The sequence below is a fragment of the Azospirillum sp. UENF 211521 genome, from assembly GCF_058780535.1.
This window is the reverse complement of the sequence record NZ_JBSNCF010000001.1, coordinates 3551747-3561338: the sequence shown is the minus strand read 5'-3', so window position 1 is coordinate 3561338 and position 9592 is coordinate 3551747. Positions and strand designations below refer to the sequence as shown.

General features: G+C 70.0%; 14 protein-coding genes and 2 tRNA genes. 9 read left to right on the top strand and 7 right to left on the bottom strand.

The window, feature by feature from the left end:
- Positions 1 to 36 precede the first annotated feature (36 nt).
- Positions 37 to 113, top strand: a tRNA-Met gene (locus ACWPN5_RS16770).
- 317 nt (positions 114 to 430) lie between these two features.
- On the opposite strand, the gene ACWPN5_RS16765 is transcribed toward ACWPN5_RS16770, so the two are convergent.
- A tRNA-Ala gene (locus ACWPN5_RS16765) sits at positions 431 to 506 on the bottom strand.
- Between the two features lie 206 nt (positions 507 to 712).
- Here ACWPN5_RS16765 and ACWPN5_RS16760 point away from each other — a divergent pair.
- The 5 genes from ACWPN5_RS16760 to modD are packed head-to-tail and all read left to right on the top strand — an operon-like array spanning position 713 to position 4133.
- Positions 713 to 997 carry a YggT family protein gene (locus ACWPN5_RS16760; protein ID WP_014238675.1) on the top strand — a complete coding sequence of 95 codons (285 nt, stop codon included), beginning with the start codon at positions 713 to 715 and terminating at the stop codon, positions 995 to 997.
- On the top strand, positions 997 to 1371 hold the full coding sequence (locus tag ACWPN5_RS16755) for a DUF167 domain-containing protein (RefSeq protein WP_145681189.1): 375 nt from the start codon (positions 997 to 999) through the stop codon (positions 1369 to 1371). Before ACWPN5_RS16760 ends, ACWPN5_RS16755 begins: the two co-directional genes overlap by 1 nt.
- Positions 1364 to 2272 carry a bifunctional methylenetetrahydrofolate dehydrogenase/methenyltetrahydrofolate cyclohydrolase FolD gene (folD, locus tag ACWPN5_RS16750; RefSeq protein WP_145681190.1) on the top strand — a complete coding sequence of 303 codons (909 nt, stop codon included), beginning with the start codon at positions 1364 to 1366 and terminating at the stop codon, positions 2270 to 2272. Before ACWPN5_RS16755 ends, folD begins: the two co-directional genes overlap by 8 nt.
- Positions 2269 to 3285 carry a magnesium transporter CorA family protein gene (locus ACWPN5_RS16745; RefSeq protein ID WP_145681191.1) on the top strand — a complete coding sequence of 339 codons (1017 nt, stop codon included), beginning with the start codon at positions 2269 to 2271 and terminating at the stop codon, positions 3283 to 3285. Before folD ends, ACWPN5_RS16745 begins: the two co-directional genes overlap by 4 nt.
- Before the next feature lie 20 nt (positions 3286 to 3305).
- Positions 3306 to 4133, top strand: coding sequence for a ModD protein (gene modD, locus ACWPN5_RS16740; RefSeq protein ID WP_492296335.1), 828 nt, complete (start codon positions 3306 to 3308; stop codon positions 4131 to 4133).
- A gap of 165 nt (positions 4134 to 4298) precedes the next feature.
- On the opposite strand, the gene ACWPN5_RS16735 is transcribed toward modD, so the two are convergent.
- Positions 4299 to 4601, bottom strand: coding sequence for a 4a-hydroxytetrahydrobiopterin dehydratase (locus ACWPN5_RS16735; protein ID WP_014238670.1), 303 nt, complete (start codon positions 4599 to 4601; stop codon positions 4299 to 4301).
- A gap of 150 nt (positions 4602 to 4751) precedes the next feature.
- On the opposite strand from ACWPN5_RS16735, the gene ACWPN5_RS16730 reads away from it, so the two are divergent.
- Positions 4752 to 5165, top strand: coding sequence for a metallopeptidase family protein (locus ACWPN5_RS16730; protein WP_035669725.1), 414 nt, complete (start codon positions 4752 to 4754; stop codon positions 5163 to 5165).
- A 1-nt stretch (position 5166) separates the two neighbouring features.
- Here ACWPN5_RS16730 and ACWPN5_RS16725 read toward each other — a convergent pair whose 3' ends face one another.
- Together ACWPN5_RS16725 and ACWPN5_RS16720 are read right to left on the bottom strand one after the other, a co-directional pair.
- Positions 5167 to 5757, bottom strand: coding sequence for a uracil-DNA glycosylase family protein (locus ACWPN5_RS16725; protein ID WP_492296334.1), 591 nt, complete (start codon positions 5755 to 5757; stop codon positions 5167 to 5169).
- Entirely contained in the window at positions 5754 to 6500 is a 747-nt protein-coding gene (locus ACWPN5_RS16720) for an NAD-dependent deacylase (RefSeq protein ID WP_492296332.1), read from the bottom strand. The genes ACWPN5_RS16725 and ACWPN5_RS16720 overlap by 4 nt, the downstream gene beginning before the upstream one ends.
- 69 nt (positions 6501 to 6569) lie before the next feature.
- Here ACWPN5_RS16720 and ACWPN5_RS16715 point away from each other — a divergent pair, with 69 nt between their 5' ends.
- Positions 6570 to 7043, top strand: coding sequence for a low molecular weight protein-tyrosine-phosphatase (locus ACWPN5_RS16715; RefSeq protein WP_145681195.1), 474 nt, complete (start codon positions 6570 to 6572; stop codon positions 7041 to 7043).
- On the top strand, positions 7040 to 7903 hold the full coding sequence (locus ACWPN5_RS16710) for a fructosamine kinase family protein (RefSeq protein ID WP_492296331.1): 864 nt from the start codon (positions 7040 to 7042) through the stop codon (positions 7901 to 7903). The genes ACWPN5_RS16715 and ACWPN5_RS16710 overlap by 4 nt, the downstream gene beginning before the upstream one ends.
- 3 nt (positions 7904 to 7906) lie before the next feature.
- Here the strand turns inward: ACWPN5_RS16710 and ACWPN5_RS16705 are convergent, their stop codons facing one another.
- The 3 genes from ACWPN5_RS16705 to trxA form a co-directional block, all read right to left on the bottom strand.
- The gene (locus tag ACWPN5_RS16705) at positions 7907 to 8140 is read right to left on the bottom strand and encodes a DUF1127 domain-containing protein (RefSeq protein ID WP_492296330.1); all 234 of its coding nucleotides are present in this window, start codon (positions 8138 to 8140) and stop codon (positions 7907 to 7909) included.
- A gap of 71 nt (positions 8141 to 8211) precedes the next feature.
- Positions 8212 to 9108 carry a transcriptional regulator GcvA gene (gene gcvA, locus ACWPN5_RS16700; protein ID WP_492296329.1) on the bottom strand — a complete coding sequence of 299 codons (897 nt, stop codon included), beginning with the start codon at positions 9106 to 9108 and terminating at the stop codon, positions 8212 to 8214.
- Between the two features lie 93 nt (positions 9109 to 9201).
- A complete protein-coding gene (gene trxA, locus ACWPN5_RS16695; RefSeq protein ID WP_014238663.1) occupies positions 9202 to 9525 on the bottom strand; it encodes a thioredoxin TrxA in 324 nt (107 codons plus the stop codon).
- Positions 9526 to 9592: the final 67 nt, after the last annotated feature.

Below are 9592 nucleotides of genomic sequence, written 5' to 3'. Positions count from 1 at the left end.
GCAATCGTCGCACACGGTCCCTGGCCCAGAAACACCCGCGGGGTGGAGCAGCCCGGTAGCTCGTCAGGCTCATAACCTGAAGGTCGCAGGTTCAAATCCTGCCCCCGCAACCAAATCAGCCCGCTAAGCCACCGGCTTGGCGGGCTTTTTCATGTCCGGAAAGCACCTTGCTGAGCCCCCTTCGGCCCGAAACCGCCTGCAGATCGGCCTGGGACGCGGGTGTTGTGCCGGACGGCTCGTTGCGGACAGCCCTGTGGGGGCCGCTCAGGCGACCGGGACGTGCGACACCCGGAGTGGGCGGAAACGGCGGATTTTAAAGGGAATGGAAGCGATTCGGTGGATGCCGTGAGCGACAGGGCGGTGTCATACCGCGGGGAATTGCGCCGCTTCCGGGCGAATATCCAGTGTCGCATCACTGACTTGGAGGAATTGGTGGAGCCGAGGAGGATCGAACTCCCGACCTACGCATTGCGAACGCGTCGCTCTCCCAGCTGAGCTACGGCCCCACACACCGTCACCGGCGTGCGGCGGATAATGGTGATGCGAAGGGTGCCTGTCAAGCCCTCTGAACGCGCCCGAACGCGGGCATCGGCGGTTCGCGGAAGAGGCTGGCCAAGGGGATGTCGGCGCCCGGCCGCGCGGCACTGGACAGCACTCGCCGCTTGTGCTTAGGGTGCCCCGCAAAATCGGACAATAAAGGGACGGGCTGGGCATGATTGCGCTCTACCTGCTGATCGACACCGTTCTCAGCCTCTATGTGTGGCTGCTCATCGCTTCGGCGGTGCTGAGCTGGTTGGTGGCCTTCAACGTCGTCAACACCCGCAACCGCGCGGTCTATGTCATCGGCGACTTCCTCTATCGCATCACGGAACCAGTGCTGCGCCCGATCCGCCGCGTCCTGCCGAACATGGGCGGCTTGGACCTGTCGCCGATCGCGCTGATCCTGCTGATCTTCTTCATCCGCAACCTGATGGCGGAATACTGGCCGCGCTTCTGATGACGGGACCGTTCGGGGCCGCTCCCTTTGAAGCTGTGGCGGACGGCGTCCGGCTGGCGCTGCGGGTGACGCCCAAGGCGTCGCGCAACGCCATCGCCGGGCTGGCCGCCACGGCGTCGGGAGGAACGGCCCTGAAGGTGACTGTCACCGCCGTGCCGGAGAACGGCAAGGCGAACGAAGCGGTGGTGAAACTGCTGGCGAAGGCGTGGAAACTGCCCAAGACCAGCCTGACGGTGGTGGCCGGCGCCACCGACCGGAACAAGATTGTCCATGTGGCCGGCGATCCGGCCGATCTGATGCGCCGGCTGACGGCGCTGGTGGAAACAGCGAAGCCTGACACGGGAAAGAGCGATGGCGGGAACAGCGATGGCTGAGGCGAGGATCATCGACGGCAAGGCGTTCGCCGCGGGGCTGCGCGCCCGCGTGGCGGAGGGTGTGGCCGCTCTCAAGGCCAGCCACGGCGTCACCCCCGGCCTCGCCGTCGTGCTGGTGGGTGAGGACCCGGCAAGCCAGGTCTATGTCCGGTCCAAGGAAAAGGCCCTGGCCGACCTCGGCATGAACAGCTTCGACCACCACATGCCGGCCGACCTCGGCGAGGCGAAGCTGCTGGCCCTGATCGACCGGCTGAACGCCGATCCGGCGGTGCACGGCATCCTGGTCCAGCTTCCCCTGCCCAAGCACATCGACACGGCCCGCGTGCTGGCCCGCATCGTCCCGGAAAAGGACGCCGACGGCTTCCACGTCGTCAACGCCGGCCTGCTGGCGACCGGCGGCGCCGGCGCCATCGTGCCCTGCACCCCGCTGGGCAGCCTGCTGCTGCTCCGCGACACGCTGGGCAACGACCTGAAGGGCAAGCGCGCGCTGGTGCTGGGCCGCTCCAACATCGTCGGCAAGCCGATGGCGCAGCTTCTGCTCCAGCAGGACTGCACCGTCACCGTCGCCCATTCCCGCACCCAGGACCTGCCCGGCGAATGCCGCCGCGCCGACATCCTGGTCGCTGCGGTGGGCCGTCCGGAGATGGTGCGCGGCGACTGGATCAAGCCGGGCGCCGTGGTCATCGACGTCGGCATCAATCGCATCCCGCACCCGACCGAGCCGGGCAAGACCAAGCTGGTCGGCGACGTCGCCTACGACGAGGCGGTCAAGGTCGCCGGCGCCATCACCCCGGTGCCGGGCGGCGTCGGGCCGATGACCATCGCCTGCCTGATGCTGAACACGCTGGCCGCCGCCTGCCGCGCCGCCGGCGCGCCGGTCCCGGCCGAGGCCCTTGCATGATCACGGTCCACGCCCGGGTGGGCGGCCGCGTGGTCGAGCAGCCGCTCGCCCTCGGCGAGCCGCTGCCGCCCAACACGGTGTGGATCGACCTTCTCCGCCCCGACGAGGCGGAGCGCGCGCATGTCGGCGCCGTCACCGGCTGCGACCTGCCGACGCGCGAGGAAATGAAGGAAATCGAGGCGTCGAGCCAGCTCTACACCGAGGGGGAGGCCGTCTACCTCACCTCCTCGGTGATCGCGCGGGCCGATTCGCCGATGCCGGAGCAGGGCGAGGTCACCTTCGTCCTGACCCCCCGGCACATGATCACGGTGCGCTTCACCGAGCCGCGCTCCGTCGCCACCTTCGCCGCGCGGACCAGCCGCCAGCCGGAGCTTCTGGCCAGCGCGGAGGACGCGCTTCTGGGCATCCTGGACGCTGTGATCGACCGGGTGGCCGACGTGCTGGAGCTGATCGGCGCCCGCATCGACGGGCTGTCCGCGCGCATCTTCACCGACTCACTGAACAACGGCGGGTTCGGCGGGGGTGGGGCCGGTGGCGGCGGGCGCGCCGCCAAGAAGCCGGACGAGCTGCAGGACGTGCTGCGCGGCATCGGGCGGGCCGGCGACCTGACGCACAAGGTGCGCGACAGCCTCGCCGGGCTGGACCGGCTGGTCGCCTTCCTCTCCTCCGTCGCCGCCGGACGGCTGACCAAGGAGCAGAAGGCCGCGCTGAAGACGCTGTCGCGCGACCTGCGCTCCCTGAACGAGCACGCCGGCTTCCTGGCGCATGAGGCGAATTTCCTGCTCGACGCCACGCTCGGCCTGATCAACATCGAGCAGAACGCGATCATCAAGATCTTCTCGGTCGTGTCGGTCGCGCTGATGCCGCCGACGCTGATCGCCTCGGCCTACGGCATGAACTTCCATTACATGCCCGAGTTGGATTGGGACTTCGGCTATCCCATGGCGATCCTGCTGATGGTTCTGTCGGCCGTGGTGCCGCTCTGGTACTTCCGCCGCCGCGGGTGGCTTTAACAAAAAGAAGGAAACCGCCGATGATCGTCCTGTCCGATGCCGCGCTCGACGCGCTCCTCGCCCAGGACGTTCCCTACGGTGACCTGACCACCGACTCGCTGGGCATCGCCGCCGCCCCGGCGCGCATCCGTTTCATGGCGCGCGGCGCCATGGTGCTGGCCGGGACGGAGGAAGCCGCCCGCCTGATCGAAAAGGCCGGCGGCACGGTGACGTCCGTCCGGCCCAGCGGCACGGCGGTCGAGGCCGGGGCGCCCTTCCTGGAGGGGCACGGCCCGGCGGGCGCCCTGCACCGCGGCTGGAAGGTGGCGCAGACCCTGGTCGAATACGCCTCCGGCATCGCCTCCCGCGCCCGCCGCATCGTCGAGGCCGCGCCCGGAGTCACCGTCGCCTGCACCCGCAAGAACTTTCCCGGCGCCAAGGACCTGTCGGTCAAGGCGGTGCTGGCCGGCGGGGCGGTGATGCACCGGCTGGGCCTGTCGGAAACGATCCTGGTCTTCGCCGAACACCGCGCCTTCCTGTCCGGTCCCCCCGAGGCGTGGATCGCCGACCTGCGCCGCCGGGCGCCGGAAAAGAAGATTGTGGTGGAGGTCGACACGGTGGCGGACGCCATCGCCTTCGCCCGGGCCGGGGCCGACGTGCTGCAACTGGAGAAGCGCACGCCGGAAGAGGCCCGCGCCGTGGTCGAGGCAACGCGCGGCCTGCCGCGCCCACCGGTCGTCGCCGCGGCGGGCGGCGTGACGGAGGACAATGCGGCGGCCTACGCCGCCGCCGGCTGCCCGCTGCTGGTCACCACCGCCCCTTTCTTCGGGCGCCCGGCGGATGTGAAGGTGGTTCTGGAACCGGCCTGAGCGCCCCAACCCCTCTCCCGCCCCGGGAGAGGGGGCCCGCGCAGCGGGCGGGTGAGGGGCGTGCGAGGATCAAGACGCTGATCCTTGGCGATACCCTCACCCTCCCGCCGCTTTGCGGCGGGTCCCTCCCTCTCCCGGGACGGGAGAGGGGATTCTCCAACGCCTTCAGCGGTCGCGGTTCGGGGCGATCTGGTCCACGCGGTGGGCGAAGTCGACGTCGGCCTGGGTCAGGCCGTCGGCGCTGCGGGTGCACAGGATGATCTCCACCCGGCCCATGTCGTTGAACCATTCCGGATGGTGGTTCGTCCGCTCCGCCAGCAGGGCGACTTGGCTCATGAAGCCCCAGGCGGCGGGGAAGTCGGGGAAATGGTAGGTCTTGCGGATCGCGTCGCGCTCCAGCACCTCCGCCCAGCCGTGCAGTTCCTTCAGCGCGGTCTGCCGCTTGGCGCCCACCAGCTTGTCCGACATTCCTTCCCCCGTTGTTGGTTGGCCTGAACTTGGTTGGCCTGTGCAAGGCGTAACGGACACGGATCGATCGTGGATCAAATCGGTGTTCCGGTCCGTCTTCCGGTTTAGCGCCGCTTGGCCTGGGCGGCAAGCAACGCTACCTTCACCGGTATGATGCGCAAACCGGCACACACCCACACCGTTCCCCCCTCCACCCCCGACCTCGAGCGGATGGCCGAGGACGCGCTGGAGACGATTCCGCGGGAACTCCTGGCCCCGATCGCCAATTTGTCGATCCATGTCGAGGATTTCCCCGACGAGGAGACCGAGCGCGAGATGGAGCTGGAAAGCCCTTTCGACCTGCTCGGCCTCTACCGGGGCGTCGATATGACGCGCCAGAGCGTCGCCGACCTGCGCAGCGGGCCGGACATGATCTTCCTCTACCGACGCCCGATCCTGGACTATTGGTGCGAGACCGGCGAGGACCTGTTCGCCATCGTCCGCCACGTCCTGATCCACGAGATCGGCCACCACTTCGGCCTGTCGGACGAGGACATGGAGCGCATCGAGGCCATGGAGGGGTGAGCTACCCGTCCAGGGCCTCGTCCACACGGCGGCGCAACGCCGGGACCAGCTCCGCGTCGAACCACGGGTTCTTCTTCAGCCAGGCGGTGTTGCGCCAGCTCGGGTGGGGCAGGGGCAGGAACTCCGGCAGGTAATCCCGCCACGCCGCAACCGTGTCGGTCATCGTCCGTTGGCGGCGGTTTCCCAGATAGTAAGCCTGGGCGTAACCGCCCATCAGCAGGGTCAGCCGCACCCCGGTCAGGGCGGTGCGCAGCGGCGGGTGCCAGAGCGGCGCGCATTCCGGACGCGGCGGGTAATCGCCGCCCTTCGGCGCCGTGCCGGGGTAGCAGAGCCCCATGGGGACGATGGCGATCCGGCTCTCGTCGTAAAAGGCCGCGCGATCCATGGCCAGCCACTGGCGCAGCCGGTCGCCGGACGGGTCGTTCCAGGGAATGCCGGTGGCGTGCACCCGCGCGCCCGGCGCCTGCCCGACGATCAGCAGGCGGGCGGACGGGCTGCCGCGCAGCACCGGGCGGCAGCCGTGCGGCAGCACCCCCTCGCACAGCCGGCAGGCGCGGGCCTGTTCGAACAGGCTCTCGAGATCGTCGGTCACAGGTCCAGCAGCGCGGTCACGAAGGCCGGGACCAGCGCGGTCGCCGGGCCGTTGACGGAGTCCGCGAACAGGCTGGCGCCCGCCGACGGCTCCAGGTTCAGCTCCAGCGTCAGGGCGCCGGCGTTGCGCGCCTCGGCCACGAAGCCGGCGGCGGGATAGACGTTGCCGGAGGTGCCGATGGAGACAAACAGGTCGCAGGCGCCCAGCGCCCGGTAGATCCGTTCCATCTGGTAGGGCATCTCGCCGAACCACACCACGTCGGGGCGCATGCCGCCCTTGCGGGCGCAGGACGGGCAGACGTCCTCCACCGACAGGTCGCCGGTCCAACGCTCCACCTTGTTGTGGCAGTGGCGGCAGAAGACCGCGTTCAGCTCTCCATGCATGTGGATCAGCGTCTGCGACCCGCCGCGCTCGTGCAGGTCGTCGATGTTCTGGGTGACCAGCAGCAGGTCGCCTTTCCAGCGCCGCTCCAGCTCGGCCAGCGCCAGATGGGCGGCGTTCGGCTGCACCGCGGGGTCGCGCAGGCCGCGCCGCCGGTCGTTGTAGAAGCGGTGGACCAACACCGGGTCGCGGGCGAAGCCCTCCGGGGTGGCGACGTCCTCCAGATCGACCTTGGCCCAGATGCCGTCGGCGCAGCGGAAGGTGTCCAGGCCGGATTCCTTGGAAATGCCGGCCCCGGTCAAAATGACGATGGAGTCGGTCGGTTTCAGATGATTGGCGATGCTCATAATGGCGTTGGTCATGGCGCCCTGGCGGGTTCGGGGAACGGCTGCTAGATCTCGGATGCGGGAAACAGAAAGGAGGAGACCGGGATGGTCAAGGTCCTGTTCGTGTGCACGGGCAACATCTGCCGGTCGCCCACCGCGGAAGGTGTGTTTCGCGACCGGGTTCGGCAAGCCGGTTTGGAGAGCCGCATCGGCACCGATTCGGCGGGCACCCACAGCTATCATGTGGGGGAGGCGCCCGACCCGCGCAGCCAGCGCGCCGCCAAGGCCCGCGGGGTGGACCTGTCGGATCTGCGCGCCCGCAAGGTGACCGCGGCGGACTTCGCCGACTTCGATTACATCCTGGCGATGGACGGCGGGCATCTGGCGCAGTTGCGGCGCATGGCCCCGACGGACAGCCGGGCGACGGTCGCCCTGTTCCTCGACTACGCCCCCGGCGCGCCGACGCGCGAGGTACCCGACCCCTATTACGGCGAGGGGCTGCATTTCACCGAGGTGCTGGACCTCTGCGAGGCTGGGGCAGCGGGGCTGCTGGAGGCGATCCGGCGGGACCGGCTGTGAGCAGCGCGCCGGACCTGCGGGAGGCTCTGGAACAGGGGCTGGGCAGTCCGGTCCGGTCGCTCGATCGGCTGGCCGACGGGCACAACGCGGCGCTGTGGGCCATGACCCTGGCGGACGGCCGGCGGCTGGTGGCGAAGGTCGCCTCCGGAAGCGGGACGGGGCTGGAGCCGGAGGGCTTCATGCTGCGCCATTTGGCCGAACGCTCCGCCCTGCCGGTGCCGGCGGTGCATCACGCCGACGACGGGCTCCTGGTGATGGACCGCATCGACACCAGCGGCGGCATCACCCCAGCGGTGGAGGAGCACGCGGCGGAGTTGGTCGCCGCCCTGCACGGCATCACGGCGGACCGCTACGGTTTCCCGCGCGACACGCTGATCGGGCCGCTGCCCCAACCGAACGGCGAGACGGCGGACTGGATCGCCTTCTTCCGCGACCACCGCCTCCTGCACATGGGCCGCAAGGCGCTGGAGGAGGGGCGCATCGACGCCGGGCTGATGGCCGGGCTGGAGCGGCTGGCCGCCCGCCTGCCGGAACTGATCGGCGAGCCGGGGCCGCCCTCGCTGATCCATGGCGACCTGTGGGGCGGAAATGTGCTGGCTCGCGGCGGGCGGGTGGCGGCCTTCATCGACCCGGCCCTGCACCACGCCGACGCGGAGATCGAGCTGGCCTTCAGCACCCTGTTCGGCACCTTCGGCGATGCCTTCTTCCGCCGCTACGGGGAGATCAGGCCCTTGCGTGCGGGCTTCTTCGAGCTGCGGCGGGATCTCTACAACCTCTACCCGCTGCTGGTGCATGTCCGGCTGTTCGGCGGCTCCTACGTCGGGTCGGTGGAGCGGACGGTGCGGCGTCTGGTCGGTTGAGGCTCAGCGCCAGAGCGGTTTCTGCGCCTCGGTGACGGCGTCGTAGCGGGTGATGCCGATGTCCCGCAACTCCCGGTCGGACAGGGAGAGCAGGGCGTCGCGCTGGCGGTGCTCCTCCCGGATGCGGGCGATCCAGGCCAGCAGGGCGTGGAGATGGCGGGCCGGCGATGGGGCGGTGCGGGGGAGGGCGTGCAGGGTCATGGTGGCCTCCGGCGGGTGCGAGGAAGGCACCAGCATCCGGCTGTCCCCGCCGCTTCGGCAAACGGGACCTTTTCATCGTCGGGTGAGTGGATTTCACCCGACGCGGGTCATCGCCCCTGGGCGAACTCCGCCCGCATCCAGGCGCGGAAGGCGGCGACCTCCGGGCGGCGCAGGCTGTCTTGGGCGGTGACCAGCCAATAGGCGCTTTTCGCGCGCAGGCGCGGCCCCATCACCTCGACCAGCTGGCCGGACGCCAGCTCCGGATCGACGGTCGGACGCCGCCCGATGATGACGCCCAGCCCGCGCACCGCGGCGTCCACCGCCATGTGGATCGCGTCCAGCCGCAACCCGCGCTTCAGCCCGTCGTCCAGCGCCGACGGCGGCAGGCCCGCGGCTTCGGCCCAAGCGCTCCAGTCCTCCGACACGTCGGCGACGTGGAGCAGCGGGACGGCGGCGAGGTCGGCGGGACCGGCGATGCGCGCCGCCAGGGCGGGGGCGGCCACCGGGACGAGGTCCTCCTCCATCAGCTTCAGCGCGGCCAGACCGGCCCAGTCGCCGCGGCCCAGCCGGATGCCGGCGTCGATGCCGTCGCGGGGGAACTCGACCACCCGGTGGGCGGTGTCCAGCGCCACCGTGATCGCCGGGTGACGCTCCTGGAAGGCGGGCAGGCGGGGGATCAGCCAGCGCAGGGCGAAGGTCGGGGCGGCGCTGACCGACAGCCGCCCGCTGGGGGCCCGGCCGGGCACGCTTTCCGTCGCCAGCGCCAGCGACTGCAGCGCGTCGCGCACGCGGGGCAGGTAGGCGTGGCCGGCGGGGGTCAGCGACAGGCTGCGGTTGCCGCGCAGGAACAGCTCCACCCCCAGCCAGTCCTCCAGCGTCTGGATGCCGTGGCTGACCGCGCTGGGGGTCAGGTGCAGCTCTTCCGCCGCCGCCTTGAAGCTCTGGTGGCGGCCGGCGGCCTCGAACAGGCGCAGGGTGTTGAGGGGCGGCAGTCGGTAGGCCATGGCCCGCGCAGTCTCCGACAGGCCGCAAGGCCGCGCAAACAAAAAGCCCCGCCGGAGGGGCGGGGCTTTTCGATCGTCCGGGGACCGCTTGGCTCAGAGAGCCTCGTCGACCCACGTGAACAGGGCGGTCTTCGGCAGGGCGCCGATCTTGGTGGCGGCGACGTTGCCGTTCTTGAACAGCATCAGCGTCGGGATGCCGCGCACGCCGTACTTGGTCGGGGTGCCGGGGTTGTCGTCGATGTTCAGCTTGGCGACGGTGACCTTGCCGCCATACTCCTTGGCGAGGTCGTCGAGCGCGGGAGCAATCATCTTGCAGGGGCCGCACCACTCCGCCCAGAAATCGACCAGGACCGGACCGTCGGCCTTCAGCACGTCCTGCTCGAAGCTGTCGTCGGTGACCTTGATGGGATCGCTCATGTGACCTCTATGCCTGGGTTCAGGGGCACCGCCGCGCCGATTTTCCACCGGCGGCGGACCCATCCCT

Bases quoted from the DNA above. Each gene is read 5' to 3' on its own strand.
- ACWPN5_RS16760 (WP_014238675.1), top strand. From the start codon at position 713: ATGATTGCGCTCTACCTGCTGATCGACACCGTTCTCAGCCTCTATGTG.
- ACWPN5_RS16755 (WP_145681189.1), top strand. From the start codon at position 997: ATGACGGGACCGTTCGGGGCCGCTCCCTTTGAAGCTGTGGCGGACGGC.
- folD (WP_145681190.1), top strand. From the start codon at position 1,364: ATGGCTGAGGCGAGGATCATCGACGGCAAGGCGTTCGCCGCGGGGCTG.
- ACWPN5_RS16745 (WP_145681191.1), top strand. From the start codon at position 2,269: ATGATCACGGTCCACGCCCGGGTGGGCGGCCGCGTGGTCGAGCAGCCG.
- modD (WP_492296335.1), top strand. From the start codon at position 3,306: ATGATCGTCCTGTCCGATGCCGCGCTCGACGCGCTCCTCGCCCAGGAC.
- ACWPN5_RS16735 (WP_014238670.1), bottom strand. From the start codon at position 4,601: ATGTCGGACAAGCTGGTGGGCGCCAAGCGGCAGACCGCGCTGAAGGAA.
- ACWPN5_RS16730 (WP_035669725.1), top strand. From the start codon at position 4,752: ATGATGCGCAAACCGGCACACACCCACACCGTTCCCCCCTCCACCCCC.
- ACWPN5_RS16720 (WP_492296332.1), bottom strand. From the start codon at position 6,500: ATGACCAACGCCATTATGAGCATCGCCAATCATCTGAAACCGACCGAC.
- ACWPN5_RS16715 (WP_145681195.1), top strand. From the start codon at position 6,570: ATGGTCAAGGTCCTGTTCGTGTGCACGGGCAACATCTGCCGGTCGCCC.
- ACWPN5_RS16705 (WP_492296330.1), bottom strand. From the start codon at position 8,140: ATGCTGGTGCCTTCCTCGCACCCGCCGGAGGCCACCATGACCCTGCAC.
- gcvA (WP_492296329.1), bottom strand. From the start codon at position 9,108: ATGGCCTACCGACTGCCGCCCCTCAACACCCTGCGCCTGTTCGAGGCC.
- trxA (WP_014238663.1), bottom strand. From the start codon at position 9,525: ATGAGCGATCCCATCAAGGTCACCGACGACAGCTTCGAGCAGGACGTG.